General features: G+C 63.3%; 10 protein-coding genes. 8 read left to right on the top strand and 2 right to left on the bottom strand.

All coding sequences use genetic code 11. The features are described 5' to 3' along the window. Positions 1-23: 23 nt before the first annotated feature. Positions 24-1,055: an L-idonate 5-dehydrogenase gene (gene idnD, locus KHA73_RS16560; protein WP_234585479.1), complete on the top strand. Its 1,032-nt coding sequence runs from the start codon at positions 24-26 to the stop codon at positions 1,053-1,055. An 81-nt stretch (positions 1,056-1,136) separates the two neighbouring features. After that, positions 1,137-1,448 carry a stress response protein ElaB gene (gene elaB / locus KHA73_RS16555; RefSeq protein WP_234585478.1) on the top strand — a complete coding sequence of 104 codons (312 nt, stop codon included), beginning with the start codon at positions 1,137-1,139 and terminating at the stop codon, positions 1,446-1,448. 36 nt (positions 1,449-1,484) lie between these two features. Here elaB and KHA73_RS16550 read toward each other — a convergent pair whose 3' ends face one another. Then, positions 1,485-10,136: a glycoside hydrolase family 94 protein gene (locus KHA73_RS16550; protein WP_234585477.1), complete on the bottom strand. Its 8,652-nt coding sequence runs from the start codon at positions 10,134-10,136 to the stop codon at positions 1,485-1,487. A gap of 490 nt (positions 10,137-10,626) precedes the next feature. On the opposite strand from KHA73_RS16550, the gene menD reads away from it, so the two are divergent. The 5 genes from menD to menE are packed head-to-tail and all read left to right on the top strand — an operon-like array spanning position 10,627 to position 16,278. Continuing rightward, positions 10,627-12,300, top strand: a complete 1,674-nt coding sequence (gene menD / locus KHA73_RS16545; protein WP_234585476.1) for a 2-succinyl-5-enolpyruvyl-6-hydroxy-3-cyclohexene-1-carboxylic-acid synthase — start codon at positions 10,627-10,629, stop codon at positions 12,298-12,300. After that, complete coding sequence (gene menH / locus KHA73_RS16540; RefSeq protein ID WP_234585475.1) at positions 12,297-13,067, top strand: 2-succinyl-6-hydroxy-2,4-cyclohexadiene-1-carboxylate synthase; 771 nt, start codon at positions 12,297-12,299, stop codon at positions 13,065-13,067. The genes menD and menH overlap by 4 nt, the downstream gene beginning before the upstream one ends. A 9-nt stretch (positions 13,068-13,076) precedes the next feature. Then, a complete protein-coding gene (menB, locus tag KHA73_RS16535; RefSeq protein ID WP_234585474.1) occupies positions 13,077-13,934 on the top strand; it encodes a 1,4-dihydroxy-2-naphthoyl-CoA synthase in 858 nt (285 codons plus the stop codon). Then, positions 13,934-14,905: an o-succinylbenzoate synthase gene (menC, locus tag KHA73_RS16530; protein ID WP_234585473.1), complete on the top strand. Its 972-nt coding sequence runs from the start codon at positions 13,934-13,936 to the stop codon at positions 14,903-14,905. Before menB ends, menC begins: the two co-directional genes overlap by 1 nt. Then, positions 14,893-16,278 (top strand): o-succinylbenzoate--CoA ligase, encoded by a 1,386-nt coding sequence (menE, locus tag KHA73_RS16525; protein WP_234585472.1) that lies wholly within the window; start codon positions 14,893-14,895, stop codon positions 16,276-16,278. The genes menC and menE overlap by 13 nt, the downstream gene beginning before the upstream one ends. A 43-nt stretch (positions 16,279-16,321) precedes the next feature. Here menE and katA read toward each other — a convergent pair whose 3' ends face one another. After that, on the bottom strand, positions 16,322-17,758 hold the full coding sequence (katA, locus tag KHA73_RS16520) for a catalase KatA (protein ID WP_234585471.1): 1,437 nt from the start codon (positions 17,756-17,758) through the stop codon (positions 16,322-16,324). A 338-nt stretch (positions 17,759-18,096) separates the two neighbouring features. Between katA and KHA73_RS16515 the strand changes: the two genes are divergently transcribed. Then, positions 18,097-18,636 (top strand): YfaZ family outer membrane protein, encoded by a 540-nt coding sequence (locus KHA73_RS16515; RefSeq protein ID WP_234585470.1) that lies wholly within the window; start codon positions 18,097-18,099, stop codon positions 18,634-18,636. Positions 18,637-18,647: the final 11 nt, after the last annotated feature.

Below are 18,647 nucleotides of genomic sequence, written 5' to 3'. Positions count from 1 at the left end.
CACGCCCGCTTGGGAGAACCGAGATGAAAATTCAAACCCAGTCCTGCGTGATCAACGGCAAATATGACGTGGCGGTGGTGGCGCAGGAGGTGGAGTACCAGGGGCAGGGCACGCTGGTGAAAATCAGCCGCGGCGGCATCTGCGGCTCGGACCTGCATTACTATCAGGAAGGCAAGGTCGGCAATTTTCAGGTGCGGCAGCCGATGGTGCTGGGGCACGAAGCGATCGGCGAGGTGGTCGCCAGCGATTCTCCGCGGCTGACGCCGGGGCAGAAGGTCGCGCTCAACCCCAGCAAACCCTGCGGCGAGTGTAAATATTGCCTGGCGCAGCAGCAAAATCAGTGCACCGGGATGCGTTTTTTCGGCAGCGCGATGTATTTCCCGCATGTCGACGGTGCCTTTACCCAGTACAAGATTGTCGACAGCGCGCAATGCATCTCCTTCGAGGCCGATCGCGACGACAAGGTGATGGTGTTCGCCGAACCCCTGGCGGTGGCGATCCACGCCGCGAAACAGCCGGGCGACGTCGCGGGCAAGAAGGTGTTCGTTTCCGGCGTCGGGCCGATTGGCTGCCTGCTGGTAGCGGCGCTGAAAGCGCTGGGGGCCGCCGAGATCGTCTGCGCCGATCTCAGCCCGCGCTGCCTGGCCATCGCCGGCGAAATGGGGGCGGGCGTTCTCTTGCATGCCGCCAACGATGATTTCAGCGCTTATTTGCAGGACAAAGGCTACTTTGACATCGCCTTTGAGGTCGCCGGCCATCCGTCGTCTTTACAGCGCTGCCTGGAAATCACCCGCGCCAAAGGCACGGTGGTGCAGGTAGGCATGGGCGGCAGCTTCCCCGATTTCCCGCTGATGCTGTTGATCGCCAAGGAACTGAACCTGTTGGGGTCGTTCCGCTTCGTCGAGGAGTTTAAACTGGCGGTAGCCTGGCTGGCCGACGGCGCGGTGGACCCGCTGCCGCTGCTCTCCGCCGAGTTCGATAACCACCAGCTGGCGCAGGCGCTGGAGTTTGCCGGCGACAAAAGCAGGGCCGCCAAGGTGCAGTTGGTGTTTTAGGGTAAAAGTCTGATGGCTGCGGCCGGCGATCCTTGTCTATAGTTAAGGAATGTTTAATTTTTCAACCACGGAGAACTCACTATGGCGAGATATACGGACGCGGATCAAACCACGCTGGATGACGATCTGAGAATGCTGACCGACACGCTGGAAGAAGTGCTGCAGTACTCCGGCGATCGCGCCGATCAGGCCTACGTCGACATCAAGGCGCACGCCGAGCAGGCGCTGAGTGAGGTCAAGTCGCGGTTGGCGGATAAGACCGAATCTTACTATGCGCGCGCCAAAGACGCGGTGTACCGCACCGACGATTACGTGCGCGAAAAACCCTGGCACAGCGTCGGCATCGGCGCCACCGTAGGTTTGGTGTTCGGCCTGCTGTTGGCCAGAAAATAGTCCGTTCAGGGCGCGGCCGTGCGCCGCGCCCTGTCGTTAAGCGTTGACCCGCCCCAATAGCACTTCCACCTGATGGGTTTTGCCATCGTCCACCAGCGTTATCGCCGCCTGCGGCTGCCGTTCACCGTCAACGCTGATCTGCGTTTCTCCCTCGCCCTGGCGCAGCACCAGCCGATACTCGCTGGCGCCTTCGCGGTAACTGAGCGTCACCTGCGGCCAGTCGTCAGGCAGGCGGGTATTGAAGGTGAGCCGATCGCCATGGCGTTTCAGCCCCAGCAGCGACTCCAGGATCAGCCGGTACATCCAGCCGGCGGAACCGGTATACCAGCTCCAGCCGCCGCGGCCGGTGTGCGGCGCCACCGCATAAATATCGGCGGTGGCGACATAAGGCTCCACCTTGTAGCGTTCGGCGGCCGCGCTGTCCAGGCTGTGGTTGATCGGGTTAATCAACGCCATCAGCTGCCAGGCGCGCGCGTAATTTCCCATCTCGGCGAAGGCCATCACCGCCCACACTGCGCCATGGGTATATTGCCCGCCGTTTTCCCGCACTCCAGGCAGATAACCGCGGATATAGCCGGGGTTAGGGCCGTTGCCGTCGAACGGCGGCGTCAGCAGTTTGATCAGCCCGGCCTGCGAATCGACCAAATGGTGATCCAGCGATTGCATCGCCTGCCGGCTGCGCGTCGGGTCGCCCGCGCCGGAGAGCACGGACCAGCTCTGCGCGATGGCGTCGATGCGGCACTCCGTCGACAGGTGCGAGCCCAGCGGCTCCCCACCGTCGAAATAACCGCGACGGTACCACTCGCCGTCCCAGGCATGATCGTGCAGATTGGCCTTCAGCGCGGCGGCCTGCTCGCGGCACTGGGCGGCCAATTCGGCGTCGCTGCGGCGTTCCGCCAGCGCGCCGTAGCGCTGCAGGATATGGAACAGGAAGAAGCCGAGCCAGACGCTTTCGCCGCGCCCCTCCAGCCCGACCATGTTCATGCCGTCGTTCCAGTCGCCGGCGCCCATCAGCGGCAACCCGTGCTCGCCAAAGCTCAGGCCGTGTTTCAGCGCCCGCACGCCGTGTTGGTACAGCGTTTCGCGGGTAGCGCTCTGCGCCGGCTGCTCATAGGACGATTCTTCCCCCGGCGCCAGCTTGCGCGCCTCCAGATAGCCGACCTCCTCTTCCAGAATGCCGTCGTCATCGGTGGCGTCCAGGTAATGGCAAATCGCCAGCGGCAACCACAGGTAGTCGTCTGAGCAGCGGGTGCGCACGCCGTTGCCCTGAGGCGGATGCCACCAGTGCTGCACGTCGCCCTCGATGAACTGGCGCGAGGCGCACAGCAGGATTTGCTCGCGCAGCCTCTGCGGCGCGGCGTGGGTCAGCGCCAGCGTGTCCTGCAGCTGATCGCGAAAGCCAAAGGCGCCGCCCGACTGATAGTAGCCGCTGCGCGCCTGAATGCGGCAGGAGAGGGTCTGATACAGCAGCCAGCCGTTGGCCAGCAGGTTAACCGCCGGATGCGGCGTGTCTATCTGCACCTTGTTCAGGATGCCGTCCCAGTGGGCGGCGACCTGCCGGCGTTCATCCTGCAGGCGGTCTTCGTCCAGATAGCTTTGCAGCAGCGCCCTGGCCTCGTCGGCGTTCTGCCCCAGCCCCAGCGCGAACACCAGGCTGCGCTGATCGCCGTCGATCAGGCTGAGCGCCGACTGCACCGCACCGCAGGGATCCAGCCCGGCGCCTACCTTGCCGGACAGCCGGCGCAGTTTCAGCACCGCCGGGTTGGCCAGCGAGCCGTTGCGGCCGATAAACTCGCGCCGGTCGCCGCTGATCGAACAGTGCGCGCCGGTAACGCCGAAGAAGGCGGTGCGTTCAGAACCGCTGCCGCCGTAGTGGTTGGTGGCCAGAATGCCGCAGCCGCCTTCCGGCGATGCGGCCTGGGTGACGATATGCATGGCCGACTTGTTGCGCAGGTCACCGAGAATGAACTCCATATACCCGGTAGCGGAGAGCTTGCGCGTGCGGCCGGAGTTGTTGGTCAGCGTCAGCAGGAACAGTTTCACCGGCGCGTCCTGCGCCACCAGCAGGGTCAGCTGGCTGTCGATGCCGCCTTCGCGGTGGTCGAACAGGCTGTAGCCGAAGCCGTGGCGCGTCAGGTAGTGCCCGCGGCCGCGCGCCGGCAGCGGGGTGGGGGACCAGACGTGGCCGCTCTCCTCGTCGCGCAGGTAGAATGCCTCGCCGCTGCGATCGCAGACAGGATCGTTTTCCCACGGCGTCAGCCGGTATTCGTGGGCGTTTTCATACCAGGTGTAAGCCTGGCCGCTTTCCGAAACCACCGTGCCGAACAGCGGATTGGCGATGACGTTCGACCAGGGCGCCGGGGTTATCTTGCTCTCGTTCATCGCAATCACGTATTCGCGCCCATCGGCGGAGAAACCGCCCAGCCCGTTATAGAACTGCAGATCGTCGATAGCGGGTAACTGCGGCGAGTGCAGATTGCGCGGCAGATTGTCCACCGTCGGCAGCTTCGACGAGGCGGTGACCGGCGACAGCGGCTGCTGCAGGGTCTGCGGCAGCTGCAGCCGTTGATTGAGCTGTTCGGTGAGCCCGCCGCGCCGGTCGTCGAGATAAATGCGCGCTACGCTGAGCAGCAAACGATGATCTTCCGGCGACATATGTTCGCTGGTGCGCACAAAGATACCGCCCGGCTTGTCGGTCAGCGTGGACTCCATGCCGGCGGCGATCAGGCCCATGATCTGGTTTTGCAGCTCCTGCCGGTAGCCGCCGGCGTCTTCGTTGAGGATCACCAGATCCACCTGCAGCCCTTTCAGCCGCCAGTAGTTGTGCGCCTGGATCAGCTGTTGCACCAGCGCGATGTTCTCGCCGTCGCTGACCGTCAGCAGCACGATCGGCAGATCGCCGGAGATCGAGTGCCCCCACAGCCCGGACTGGCCGCGGCGGTTGCTGATGATTTCGCTGCTGGCGGCGCGCATTTCCTGCGCCGGGAACACCACTGCGCCGGCCAGCCGGTTAAACAGATTGGCGTCTTCTTCATTGGCGTTCAATTGGCGCAGCACCACCTGGCTGTGCGACCAGGCCAGCTCGAATACGCGATCCGCCAGGTGGCGGTCGCGGTATTTTTCCAGCATCGCCAGGCTGGCGGCGCGGTCTTCGCACACGCCGTAGAAGATATCCAGGGTCAGCGGCACGTTCGGCTCCAGCACCACACGTTGGCGAATGGCGATAATCGGATCGATCACCGGCCCGGCGCTGTTGCTCAGCGGCGCATTTTGATACAGCGCCTGCGGATTGGCCGGGGTGCGGCCGCGGCCGATAAACTGCGCGCGATCGGTCTCAAACGAGGTCTGGCTGCTGCTTCCCTGTACCGTCATCATATGCAGCAGCCACGGGCATTTCTCCTTGGGTTCGCGCGGACGACGATGGCACAGGATAGCCTCCTGCTTTGGCAGCAGTTCGGTCTGCACGAACAGGTTGCTGAATGCCGGGTGCGCCAGGTCATTGCTCGCCGGCGCCAGCACCACCTCGGCATAGCTGGTGATCTCTATGGTGCGCGGCTGTTTGCCGCGGTTTACCAGCGTCAGGCGGCGCAGCTCGATATCATCTTCCGGCGACACCACCACCTGGGTTTTGACCGACAGCGAGCCCTGCTGGCGCTGGAACTCGGCGCCAGCATCGTTGAATACCGCGTGGTAGCCTTTGGCGCCGCCGCCGATCGGTTGCCAGGTATTGCTCCATACCTCACCGGTTTGCGGATCGCGCAGGTAACAGAAAGCGCCCCAGTTATCGCAGGTGGCGTCTTCGCGCCAGCGGGTCAGGGCCAGGTTCTGCCAGCGGCTGTAGCTGCCGCCGGCCTGGGTCAGCATCAGATGATAATTGGCGTTGGACAGCAGCTGCACTTCCGGCAGCGGGGTATCGACGCGGCCGAATTCGCGTGCGCTGAAGCTGGCCGGCTGGATGGTGCCTTCATGGCTTTCGAAGTGTCGACGGGTGCTGTACAGTTCGACCGCATCCGGCACCCGTTCCTGCAGCAGCAGGCGCGCCGACTGGAACGCCGGGTAATGGGCGAAGCGCTCCACCATCGGCGCGTCCAGCAGCAGGTGCGACAGGGCCAGAAAACTCATGCCCTGATGGTGGGCCATATAGGAACGAATAATCACGTACAGCTGGCCGCGGCTCAGGCGTGCGGTGGTGTAATCCAGCGCCTCGTAAAATCCGTAGCGCCCCTTGGCGCCATTTTGTTCCAGCGTGACCAGGTTGCTGCAGGCGGCGTGCGGATCGACGATCAGGGCCATCACCGTGGCGTAGGGGGCGATCACCATGTCGTCGCCCAGCCCGCGCCGCAGGCCCAGGCCCGGAACGCCAAAGGCGTGATATTGGTAATTTTGCGACGCATCGAAGCCGAAATAGCCCGATTCGGAAATGCCCCAGGGCACGCCGCGTTCTTTGCCCCAGGCAATTTGCCGTTCCACCGCCGCCCGGCACATCTGCACCAGCAGCGAATCGGGGTAGGCGGGCATCACCAGCTGCGGCATCAGATATTCGAACATCGAACCGCTCCACGACATCAGCGCCGGCTCGTTGTCGATTACCGTAAATAAGCGGCCAAGCGCAAACCAGCTGCGCTGCGGCACCTGATTGGTGGCGATGGCGACGTAATTGGTCAGGCGAATTTCCGAGGCCAGCAGATCGTATTTGCTGCCGTCCATACGGTTTTGGTCGCAGTTGAAGCCGACGGCCAGCAGGTGGGTCGACTCGTCATACAGGAAGTTGAAGTCCATTTGCGCCATGCTTTCCAACCGCGGCGGCAGGCTGTTCAACAGCGCCAGGCGTTCCCGCGCCAGCGCGCCGGCGTCGTCCAGCCGGCTTTGCTGCTCGGCGGACAGCGTCAGGTTCTCCGGAGGATTGGCCAGCCAGTGCAGGCTCGGCACCCGATCCAGCGCCGGTTGAGCATCGCTCAGCCAGTCGAACCACAATGCCCATTCCGCGCACAGCTCGTTGAGCTGCTGATGCAGTGCGCCAGCCCAGCGTTTGGTTTCTTCACCGTGATTCAGCGCCGGCTCCTGCAGGCCGTTACTGTAGTTGCGCATGGCGTTCAGCTCGGCCAGCAGGCCGAAAGGCGGGCTAATCTGCGCCTGTTCCCAATGCGTACGCAGCTTCGGCAGATTCTTCGGCGCGGCATCGCCCCAATGCTGTTCCAACAGTTCCAGGCTATCGCCGAGCCCGGCCAGTACGCGCTGCGGGTCGATCACCGGTTGGTAGGCCATTGCGGGCAGCCCGGCGCACAGCGTCAGCAGATGGCCGGCCAGGTTGCCGCTGTCGACGCTGGAAATGTAGCGCGGGTTCAGCGGTTCAAGCGTGCGGGTGTCGTACCAGTTGTACAGATGGCCGCGATAATGCTCCATGCTATCCAGCGTATCGAGCGTCAGCGTGATGCGCCGCAGCGCTTCGCTCAGCGTCAGGTAGCCGAAATCGCAGGCGGTGAGGTTGGCCAGCAGCGACAGGCCGATATTGGTCGGCGAAGTGCGGTGTGCCACCACCGGCTCGGGGATTTCCTGATAGTTGTCCGGCGGCAGCCAGTTTTCCTGCTGGTTGACGAAGGTATTGAAGAAGTCCCAGGTTTGGCGGCTGGTGTGGCGCAGGAAACGGCGCTGTTCATCGTTAAGCGCGGTTTTGCTGCGCTGCGGTTCGTGGCTGAGGTAATACAACAGAAACGGCGCCAGGATCCACAGGGTAGCAAACGGCAGGGTGATCAACAGCGCCATCGGGTTATGCAGACAGGTGAGGATCAGCAGCGCTACGCCGGCCACCGGGTTGATCCACATCGCGCGGTAGAAGTTGGCCAGCGTCACCTGCAGGCGATCTTTCGTCTGATCGTAGCTGGTCCATTCCTGCAGGTTGCGCCGGCTGATCAGCAAGCGCCACAGGGTGACGGCTATCGCCTTCAGGCTGAACAGCGACTCGTGCGGCAGCGTCGCCAACCGCAGGCCGACCTGCGCCAGCCGGTGCAACGCGCCGTTGAGCGCTAGCCGCAGGTGCTGGTGGAACGGCCGACGCGGTGGCTTGCGCACCACATCCTGCAGCAGTGCCAGCAGGGTCGGCAGCAGCAGAATGATGGCGAATACCGCCAGCCAATAGCGGGTGTTCGGCAGCCAGACAAAGCCGCAGAACAGCAGCAACAGCAGGCTGGGCGTCGTCAGGCTGCGGCGCAGGTTATCGAACAGTTTCCAGCGCGACAGCGTGCTCAGCGGATTGGCGCAGCGGGTGCCGTCGGCTTTTTTTACCCGCGGCAGCAGCCAGTTGAGCAACTGCCAGTCACCGCGGATCCAACGCGAGCGGCGCGCTACGTCCACCAAATAGTTGCTGGGGTACTGTTCGTACAACAATACGTCGCTCAGCAGGCCGGAACGTGCGTAGCAGCCTTCCAGCAGGTCGTGGCTCAGCACCAGGTTTTCCGGGCAGGTGTCCTGCAGGCTGCGTGAGAACACGTCCACGTCGTAGATGCCCTTGCCGATAAACGAACCTTCGCCAAACAGATCCTGATAGATATCCGAAGCCATCAGCGTGTAGGGATCGTTGCCCGGCGTGCTGCTGCACAGGGCGGCGTAGCGGCCCTGGCCGTAGCTGGGGATCTCTTCGGCCATGCGTGGCTGCAGGATGGCGTAGCCTTCCACCACCCGCTGTTTGTCAGCGTCATACTGCGGCCGGTTAAGCGGGTGCGCCATGGCGGCGATCAGTTGGTGGGCGCTTTCGCGCGGCAGTACGGTATCGCTGTCGAGGGTGATGACGTATTTGACGTTTTTCAACACTTCCAGCCCGATGCCAACCTGAGTGCAAAAGGCGTTGTCGCGATTACGCAACCAGTCGTTCAGCGCATTCAGCTTGCCGCGTTTGCGCTCCGGCCCCATCCAGACCCCCTGTTTTTCGTTCCATTGGCGGTCGCGGTGGAACAGGAAAAACTGGCCCGGCCCTTCGCAAGGGTAGCGCGTATTCAGCGCTTCAATCTTTTCCGTCGCATAGGCCAGCAGCGCGGCATCGTCGGCTTGCTGCTGTTGCGGTGCGTCGTTGAAGTCGGTGAGCAGGGCAAAGTGCAGGTGTTTCATCGCGTTGCCCAGATAACAGACCTCAAGCGCGTTGACCAGCTTGTCGATCCCGGCTTTGCCGTCGAGCAGGGTAGGTATCACCACCAGCGAGCGGAACTCAGACGGAATGCCGCAGGAAAAATCGAGGCGCGGCAACGGCCGCGGCGCCCGGCTGCGGGTAGTGACTTCACTGAGCAGATTAAGCACGAACTGGCTGACGACGATCGCCAGCGGGAAGAACAGCAGCGCCAACCCCCAACTGATGCCGCTGCCGTAGGCGTGGCGCAGCAGTTCCGCGCAACAGGCGGTGGTGATCAGGCTTAGGCTGCCGAGCCAGGACAGCAGCGGCGCCTGGCTCAACGCATGGCGCAGCCGGGTGATGCGGCCGAGCTGCACCTCAAGCTGCTGTTCCAGATCCGGTCGGCCGTCGTCGATCAGGTAATAGCCGACGTGATGCAGGCGCGGATCGCAGGCGGGATCTTCGGCCGCCACGCGCGCCATATTGAGCACGTGGCGGGCCACCTGCACTTCGTTGTGCGGGCTGTGGCGCGCCAGTATTTCTATGACGTGGCGATAGTTGTCGCGGGTGTCGAAGTGCATCATCGGGTAGACCCCGGCCGGATCCTCGCGCAGCGTCTGATCGACCTGGCTCATGGTCTCGACAAATTCCGCCCAGTCCATTTCGCTTAGCTGGCGCAGGCCGGCGATGCTGTTGCTGACCGACAGCTGATTGACCGCCAACTGTTGGTTAAAGCGGTGGATCAGTTCGTCGGAGGTCATGCTGACCTCCGCCAACCGCTGTTCCACCCAGGTGAGCGGCAGCGCCAGCATGGTGCCGTGCCCCTGCAGGCGGCGCACCAGCTCGGCGACGAAGGCGCTGGTGCGCGGCGGATTGGAGCGCGCCATGTCGGCTATCACCACGATCAGGTTGGCGGGATCGTTTTCCGCCGATTCGAGCATTTTGGTCACCCAGTCGTCGGCCAGGTTGCGTTCCCGCTGCGCCTGCGCCACCTCCACGCTGACGCGCCGCAGATTCTCTATCAGCGCCAGGCGCAGCATGCCGGGCAAGGCCCAGAGCTCACCCAGCGTCAGGTTGGTTTCCTTTTGATAGGCGGCGATATAGCGCGTCAGGCTTTCGGCGTCCCAGCGGCCGTCGCCGTGGGCGATGGCCTCGGCGGCGACGTCATAAATGCGTGGACAGTTGTGTGGCGTCGTCAGCTGCGGCAGGCCGCGGCCGAAGGTTTTTGGCAGGTGATGGCGCACCACGCGGATCTGCTCTTCGATCAGATAGTAGTTATCGAGCAGCCATTCCCCGGCGGGCGTCATGCTGGTTTTTTTACCGTTGCTGAGCTGGTGGCAACTTTCCGCCAACACCCGTTCGTTATCATCCAGGCGTTTCAGTAAATAGTAGGGGGTCTTACGTGTTGCCAGCTTGTGTGAGCGCGCCAGACGTTGGCCGTAACGCTCCATTTGGTCGACAGAAAACAGCTCGGCCTTGATGGTGCCGCCGAGGGGCTCGGGTTCACCCTTGCCTCGCCGGGTGACCGACGGTTTTATTTTTGATGATTTGCGCTGTTTTTTTAACCAATTGATAAGTATTTCTTTCACACAAAAGCTCCTTACATCTGACCAAAAGGGCAGCCGGTGAAACCGCTGGGAGATCGTGAACATCCTGTTTTTCGCGCTGGGCAGATCTGATATGGGTTCACAGCAGGCAGGAACATGCCTACTCAGTATAGTCGCTTAATGGTGCCCTGGCTGTTTTTCGAACTGATTGTTTAGCGTTAATAAACATTTATTGGGCGAGAGCCTTGATTACGTACCTTATTTTTCGCCTGCCGATGTGCGTTTTCCCTTTTTAGCGTGTGGGGTTTTAGGCCGAATGGCCGATGCTGTAATCACCGTGTGATTTTTATGTTTTGTTTTTGTGATAAATCAGCGAATTGACCGACATAAAGTCGCGGAGATGTACGGCGTTCTTGCGCTGGCGCAAAAGTCGGGGAAATAACACCCCATATAATGCAGAGCATAACTTTTGGCGCGGCGTTGGGTGGCTTGCGCCAGAGAGGATCTCTGCCAACTGACCTGCGAGCGAACTATGTCGACAAATGTTTTTAATCGCCGATGGGCGGTGTTGCTGTTGGAAGCGTTGTCCCGCCATGGGGTGCGGCATGTCTGTATCGCTCCGGGCTCGCGCTCCACGCCGTTGACGCTGGCTGCGGCAGCCAACAGGTCTTTTATCTGCCATACCCATTTTGATGAGCGCGGGCTGGGCCACCTGGCGCTCGGCCTGGCGAAGGCGGCGCGCGAGCCGGTGGCGGTGATCGTCACCTCCGGCACCGCTGCGGCGAATCTCTATCCCTCGCTGATCGAGGCCGGGCTGACCGGTGAACGGCTGGTGTTCCTCACCGCCGATCGGCCGCCGGAACTGATCGACTGCGGCGCCAATCAGGCCATTCGCCAGCATGGCCTCTATGCCAGCCACCCCACATTGCATATCGACCTGCCGCGCCCGACGCCGGACATCCCGGCCAGTTGGCTGGCATCCGCCGTCGACAGCGCTATGGCGCGCCTGCGGCACGGCGCGCTACACATCAATTGTCCGTTTGCCGAACCGCTGTACGGCGGTGATGAACAGGGTTATGCCGATTGGTCTGCGGCGTTGGGCGACTGGTGGCAGGACAACCGCCCGTGGCTGCGGGAGGAAGATGCGCACCTGGCGCATTCGCAGGCGGACTGGTTTTTCTGGCGGCAAAAGCGCGGTGTGGTGGTGGCCGGGCGCATGAGCACCGAAGCGGGCGCGAAGCTGGCCGAGTGGGCCGCGATGCTCGGCTGGCCGCTGATCGGCGACGTGCAGTCGCAGACCGGGCAGCCGCTGCCCTGTGCCGATCTCTGGCTGGCCCAGCCGCAGGCGCAACGCATTTTGCAGGACGCGCAGCTGGTGCTGCAGTTCGGCGGCAGCCTGACCGGCAAGCGCCTGCTGCAGTGGCAGGAGCGGTGCCGCCCCGAAGAATACTGGTTGATCGACGCGCTGCCTGGCCGGCTCGATCCGGCCCAGCATCGGGGGCGACGCATTCGCGCCGAGGTGGCGCAGTGGCTGGCGCTGCATCCGGCGCAGCCGCGCGCTCCCTGGGCCGGTGAGCTGGCGCGGCTGGCCGATGATGCGCTGGATGCGGCGTCGGCTCACCTGGTCAACCGCTTCGGCGAGGCGCAGCTGGCGCATCGGTTGCCGGAGCTGTTGCCGGAAAACGGCCAGCTGTTTCTCGGCAACAGTCTGGTGGTGCGGCTGGTCGATGCGCTGACCCAACTGCCGGCCGGCTACCCGGTCTACGGTAATCGCGGCGCCAGCGGCATCGATGGCCTGATTTCCACCGCCGCCGGCGTGCAGCGCGCCACCGCCAGACCGACGCTGGCGGTGGTGGGTGACCTTTCCGCGCTGTACGACATCAACGCGCTGGCGCTGCTGCGGCAGTGTTCGGCGCCAACGGTGCTGCTGGTGGTCAATAACAACGGCGGCCAAATCTTCTCGTTGCTGCCGACGCCGGAGGCCGATCGTCAGCGTTTCTACTGCATGCCGCAGGACGTGGAGTTCAGCCACGCGGCGGCGATGTTCCGGCTGAACTACGCGCGGCCGGAGAATTGGGGCCAGCTGCAGCAGGCGGTTGAGCAAGGCTGGCGCCACGGCGGCGCGACGCTAATCGAGCTGCAGGTGCCCCCCGGCGATGGGGCCGCATGCCTGCAACACCTGGTGCAACAGATGGCGGTGCAATGATGCTGGCAACACGCGTTTTACAACGGGGTGAAGGGGATCGCCCATGGCTTATCTGGCTGCACGGCCTGTTGGGCAACAACAATGAATGGCGGGTGATCGCCTCGCGTTGCCCGGAATGGCCGTCGCTGGCCATCGATCTGCCGGGCCATGGCGACTCGGTGGCGGTGGCGTGCAGCGGCTTCGACGACATCAGCGCGCAAATCAGCGCCGCGCTGCAGCTGCGCAATATCGAACGTTATTGGCTGGTGGGCTACTCGCTCGGCGGGCGCATCGCCATGTATCACGCCTGCTACGGCCAGCATGAGGGGCTGCAGGGGGTGATTGTCGAGGGCGGCAATCCGGGGCTGACCGACGAAGCGCTGCGCGGCCAACGCCGTGAACAGGATGCCGTTTGGGCCGAGCGCTTCCGCCATCAGCCGATTGCCGAGGTGTTGGCGGACTGGTACCGGCTGCCGGTGTTCGCCGAACTCAGCCAGGTGCATCGTCAGGCGCTGATCGCCGCGCGCGCCGACAATAGCGGCCCGGCGGTGGCCGACATGCTGGAGGCCACTTCGCTGGGCCGCCAGCCGTATTTGGCGCCGCAGCTGCGGCAGCTGGCGGTGCCGCTGCTGGTGTTGTGCGGGGCCAATGACCCCAAATTTCAACGGCTGGCGCGCGACGCCGGATTGAGGTTGCGCATTGTGCCGCAGGCCGGGCATAACGCGCACCTGGCCAACCCGCAGGCGTTCGTCGCCGAGCTGCAGAATTTTCTCGTTAACCCAGGTTAAGGATCGAATATGCTCTATCCAAATGAAGAACAGCTGTACGCCGCCATTGATTGGCAGGATTGTTCCGGCGATTTTGAAGATATCCTGTATCACAAGTCTACCGACGGCATTGCCAAAATCACCATCAACCGGCCACAGGTGCGCAACGCGTTTCGCCCGCATACGGTAAAAGAGATGATCGAGGCGCTGTCCAACGCCCGTTATGACGACGGCATCGGCACTATTATTCTCACCGGCGCCGGCGATAAGGCGTTTTGCTCCGGCGGCGATCAGAAAGTGCGCGGTGACTACGGCGGCTACCGCGACGACAGCGGCGTGCACCACCTGAACGTGCTCGATTTCCAGCGCCAGATCCGCACCTGCCCGAAGCCGGTGGTGGCGATGGTGGCCGGTTATTCGATCGGCGGCGGCCACGTGCTGCACATGATGTGCGATCTGACCATTGCGGCGGACAACGCCGTTTTCGGCCAAACCGGGCCTAAGGTCGGCTCTTTTGACGGCGGCTGGGGCGCGTCCTATATGGCGCGCATCGTCGGGCAGAAGAAGGCGCGCGAGATCTGGTTCCTGTGCCGCCAGTATGACGCCGCCGCCGCGCTGGATATGGGGCTGGTCAACACCGTGGTGCCGCTGGCCGAGTTGGAAAAAGAAACCGTGCGCTGGTGCCGCGAAATGCTGCAGAACAGCCCGATGGCGCTGCGCTGCCTGAAAGCGGCGCTGAACGCCGACTGCGACGGCCAGGCCGGGCTGCAGGAACTGGCGGGCAACGCCACCATGCTGTTCTATATGACCGATGAAGGCCAGGAAGGGCGCAATGCATTCAATGAAAAGCGCCAGCCGGACTTCAGCAAATTCAAGCGAAACCCGTAATGCGTAGCGCGACGCTGTACCGCTACAGTGTGCCGATGGATGCGGGCGTGGTGCTGCGCAATCAGCGGCTGAAAACCCGCGAGGGCCTGTTGCTGCAGGTGCAGCAGGGCGAACGCCGGGGATGGGGGGAAATTGCGCCGCTGCCGGGGTTCAGCCAGGAAACCCTGGCGCAGGCCGAGCAGGCCGCGCTGGCGTGGCTGCAGCGTTGGCAGGCGGGGGAGAACCCGGCCGACAGCTCGCTGCCGTCGGTGGCCTTTGGCCTGAGCTGCGCGCTGGCCGAGCTGGAGCAACGGCTGCCGCAGCAGGCGGATTATCGCAAGGCGCCGCTGTGCACCGGCGATCCCGATGCGCTGTTCGAGGCGCTGGCCGCGTTGCCGGGCGAGAAGGTCGCCAAGGTGAAGGTGGGGCTGTATGAGGCGGTGCGCGACGGCATGATAGTCAACGTGCTGCTGGAGGCGTTGCCGGATCTGCGTCTGCGGCTGGACGCCAACCGTAGTTGGACGCGCGCCAAAGCCGACGGTTTCGCCAAATACGTGAACCCGGCGCTGCGCGAGCGCATCGCTTTTCTCGAGGAGCCTTGTCAAACCCGCGATGAGTCGCGCGATTTCGCTCTGGCGACCGGCATCGCCATCGCCTGGGACGAAAGCGTGCGCGAGGCGGATTTTGTGGTGCAGGCCGAGCCGGGCGTCGCGGCGATAGTCATCAAGCCGATGCTGACCGGCAGCCTGGAGCGCTGCCGTACGCTGGTGGAACAGGCGCACGCTGCGGGGCTGACCGCGGTGATCGGCTCGAGCATTGAATCCAGCCTGGGGCTGACCCAGCTGGCGCGCATCGCCCGCTGGCTGACGCCGGATACCCTTCCCGGGCTGGACACGCTGGCGCTGATGCAGGCGCAATTGGTGCGCCGCTGGCCGGAGAGCGCGCTGCCGCTGTGGGATGTGCATCAACTGGAGCGCCTATGGTGCAGCTGAATGATTGGCCGTGGCGGCGCTGGGCGCAGCTGCGGCCGCAGGCACCGGCGCTGATCGTCGGGCAGCGGCCGGTGAGCTGGGCTGAACTGCAGCGGCAGGTGGATGCGCTGGCGGGGGATTTTCAGCATCAGAGCGTGGTGCTGGAGTGCGGTGTGGCATTGTGCGGTAAAAACAGCTATCCGCTGCTGTTGGCCTATTTGGCGCTGCTGCAGTGCGGCGCGCGGCTGCTGCCGCTCAACCCGGCGCTGCCGGCCGCCCAGCTGGCCACGCTGCTGCCGGAGCTGGACGTGGCTTTCGCTTTCAGTCCCGACGCGCTGCCGCCCTTGCCGGCGGGGATTGTTCCGCTGGCCCCGCCGTCCACCGAGCCGCGCAGGGCCGACCCGGCGCCCTGGGAGCCGCAACGGCTGGCGACGCTGACGCTGACCTCCGGCTCCAGCGGCGCGCCGAAAGCGGCGGCGCACAGTTACGCGGCTCATTTGGCCAGCGCCGCCGGCGTATTGCAGCTGATGAACTTTCAGCGGCAAGATCGCTGGCTGCTGTCGCTGCCGCTGTTTCACGTTTCCGGCCAGGGGATTGTCTGGCGCTGGTTGGCGGTGGGCGCCACTCTGGTGGTGCGCGAGATGCAGCCGCTGGCCGAGGCGCTGGCGGGCTGCACTCATGCCTCGCTGGTGCCGACCCAGCTGTGGCGCCTGCTGACGCAACCGTTGCCGGGGCTGACGCTGAAAGCGGTGCTGCTGGGCGGCGCGGCGATCCCGCCAGCCTTGACCGCGCAGGCCGAGGCGGCGGGCATTCGCTGCTGGTGCGGTTACGGCCTGACCGAACTGGCCTCGACGGTGTGCGCCAAGCGCGCCGACGCGCGGCCGGGGGTGGGGCTGCCGCTGGCTGGCCGCGAAATAAAGCTGGTTAACGAGGAAGTGTGGATCCGCGCGCAGAGCCTGGCGCAGGGCTATTGGCGACGAGGGGCCGTGCAGCCGCTGGCCGATGAACAAGGCTGGTTCCATACCCGCGATCGCGGCGTGATGGCGCGGGGCGAACTGTGCATTCTCGGCCGGTTGGACAATCTGTTCTTCAGCGGTGGCGAAGGCGTGCAGCCGGAGGATATCGAGCGGGTGCTGGCGGCGCATCCGCAGGTTCTGCAGGCGTTTGTGGTGCCGGTGGACGATGCGGAGTTCGGTCAACGGCCGGTAGCGGTGATCGACGGCGATCCGTCGCTGTCGCTGGCGACGTTGCTCGCCTGGTCGCAGGATAAGCTGGCCAATTTCCAACGCCCGGCGGCGTTGCTCCCGCTGCCTGACGAGCTGAAAAACGGCGGCATCAAGATTTCGCGCCGTCAATTGCAGCAGTGGGCGGCGCAGCGCCTCTCTCAGGCATAAAAAAGCCGCCCGAAAGGGCGGCTGAGTGGGTGGCGGCAGGGGGTTATTTCAGCCCCAATGCCTTGGCCACGCCGGCGCCGTAATCCGGATGCACCTTGCTGAACAGATCGACCTGGCGGCGCTGGATCTGCTCCGGTACCTGCGACAGCTCGCCGGCGATGCGGGTGAACATGCGCTGGTGCTCTTCGGCGCTCAGCAGGTTGAACAACGCGCGCGGCTGGCTGTAGTAATCATCGTCTTCACGGTGATTCCAGTGGTCGGCGGCGCCTTCGATGCTCAACGGCGGTTCGCTGAAGTCCGGCTGCTCCTGGAACAGGCCGAAGCTGTTCGGCTCGTAGGTCGCCCCGTTGCCGCTGTTGCCGTCCACGCGCATCGCGCCGTCGCGGTGGTAGTTGTGGAACGGGCATTTGGCGCCGTTGACCGGGATTTGGTGATGATTGACGCCCAGGCGGTAGCGGTGCGCATCGCCATAGGAGAACAGGCGGCCCTGCAGCATCTTGTCCGGCGAGAAGCTGACGCCGGGCACGACGTTGGCCGGGTTCATCGCCACCTGCTCAACCTCGGAGAAGTAGTTGTCCGGGTTGCGGTTCAGCTCGAAGAAGCCGACGTCGATCAGCGGGTAGTCGCCGTGCGGCCATACCTTGGTCAGATCGAACGGGTTATAAGGCGTTTGCGAGGCCTCGTGCTCCGGCATGATCTGGATCTGCAGCTTCCAGCGCGGGAAGTCGCCGCGTTTGATCGCCTCGAACAGGTCGCGCTGTGAGCTTTCGCGATCCTTGGCGATGATCGCTTCCGCTTCGTCGTCCATCAGGTTTTCAATGCCCTGTTCGCAGCGGAAGTGGAATTTCACCCAGAAACGCTCGTTTTGCGCATTGATAAAGCTGAAGGTGTGGCTGCCGAAGCCGTGCATATGCCGGTAGGATTTCGGGATGCCGCGGTCGCTGAAGTCGATGGTCAGCTGGTGCAGCGACTCCGGCAGGTGGGAGAAGAAGTCCCATTTGTATACCGGGTTGCGCAGGTTGGTATGCGGGTCGCGTTTCACCACGTGGTTGAGATCGGGGAATTTAAGCGGGTCGCGCAGATAGAACACCGGCGTATCGTTGCCCACCAGATCCCAGTTGCCCTCTTCGGTATAGAATTTCATCGCGAAGCCGCGAATATCGCGCTCGGCATCGGCGGCCCCGCGCTCACCGGCGACGGTGGAGAAGCGGATGAACATGTCGGTTTGCTTGCCGATTTCAGAGAAAATTTTCGCGCGGGTATATTGGGTAATATCGTGGGTGACGGTAAAGGTGCCGTAAGCGCCGGACCCTTTGGCGTGCATGCGGCGTTCGGGGATGACCTCACGGTCGAAATGGGCCAGTTTTTCCAGGAACCACACGTCTTGCAGCAGCATGGGGCCGCGTTTGCCCGCGGTAATCACATTATTGTTATCGACTACCGGTGCGCCGGCTGCGGTGGTCAGTCCTTTCTTGCTCATCACTTGCTCCTTATCGTATTGCACTTGAGTTAAGACTCGGGCGGCTTAAGCGTTGGTTATCATCATCCTGCAGAGGGTCATCGCCCCCTGACCTGGGTCAATGCCATTACTAGTTGTAGACCTTTAGCCGCCGCCAGGCAAATAGGTCTGAGTTATCGTTGGCGTCGGCGTCTTGAATTTGATTTTTCTTTTCATAAATTTACATTTATTTGATTAGTGAAGAATTTTTTCGCTTTTATCCCTTAAAGAGTCGTTGCACTTTGGTATAGACTCGTAACGGTATTATTAGCAGTTGACTCGATCATTCTGAATGGATGACAAAACCAGAGGGAAAGATAATGAAAAAGACTTGGGTCGCGTGCGCGGCAGGACTGCTGTTTGTAACGGGTTCGGCGAGCGCCATCAGCGTGTCGGGCGAAGCCGGACAACATTACACCAACCTGGGCGTCGGCATGAGCACCGGCTCTTCTGGGCTGGGCCTGACCGGTAATTGGGCGCGCAGCGACCACGACGGCAACGTCGGCAGTCTGGGGTTGAACTTTGGCGTGCCGCTGGGGCCGTTGACGGCGACGGTGGGCGCCAAAGCGCTGTACCTTAGCCCGAAAGACGGGAAGAGCGGCGGAGCGGTAGCACTGGGCGGCGGCCTGGAGTGGGAGATTAACCGTTACTTCAGCCTGCACGGCGAAGGTTATTTCGCCCCTGAATCTTTCACCAGCGGCGTGAAGGCCTATAACGAAGCCAGCGGCGGCCTGCGCTGGAAGTTCCGCCCGCTGAGCGTGGACGTGGGTTACCGCTATATGCAGATGGAAGGTAAAGACGGGCGCCGCGACAACACGCTGGCCGATGGCCCGTACATCGGCGTTGGCCTGAGCTTCTGACGCAGAAAAAA

The organism is Serratia entomophila (genome assembly GCF_021462285.1).
In the GTDB taxonomy this organism is placed as follows: Bacteria; Pseudomonadota; Gammaproteobacteria; order Enterobacterales; family Enterobacteriaceae; genus Serratia; species Serratia entomophila.
This window is presented reverse-complemented; position numbering and strand designations above follow the sequence as displayed.

Coding starts and splice junctions, on each gene's coding strand:
- KHA73_RS16515 (WP_234585470.1), top strand. CDS start 18,097: ATGAAAAAGACTTGGGTCGCGTGCGCGGCAGGACTGCTGTTTGTAACG.
- menD (WP_234585476.1), top strand. CDS start 10,627: ATGTCGACAAATGTTTTTAATCGCCGATGGGCGGTGTTGCTGTTGGAA.
- menE (WP_234585472.1), top strand. CDS start 14,893: ATGGTGCAGCTGAATGATTGGCCGTGGCGGCGCTGGGCGCAGCTGCGG.
- idnD (WP_234585479.1), top strand. CDS start 24: ATGAAAATTCAAACCCAGTCCTGCGTGATCAACGGCAAATATGACGTG.
- menC (WP_234585473.1), top strand. CDS start 13,934: ATGCGTAGCGCGACGCTGTACCGCTACAGTGTGCCGATGGATGCGGGC.
- menH (WP_234585475.1), top strand. CDS start 12,297: ATGATGCTGGCAACACGCGTTTTACAACGGGGTGAAGGGGATCGCCCA.
- elaB (WP_234585478.1), top strand. CDS start 1,137: ATGGCGAGATATACGGACGCGGATCAAACCACGCTGGATGACGATCTG.
- menB (WP_234585474.1), top strand. CDS start 13,077: ATGCTCTATCCAAATGAAGAACAGCTGTACGCCGCCATTGATTGGCAG.
- katA (WP_234585471.1), bottom strand. CDS start 17,758: ATGAGCAAGAAAGGACTGACCACCGCAGCCGGCGCACCGGTAGTCGAT.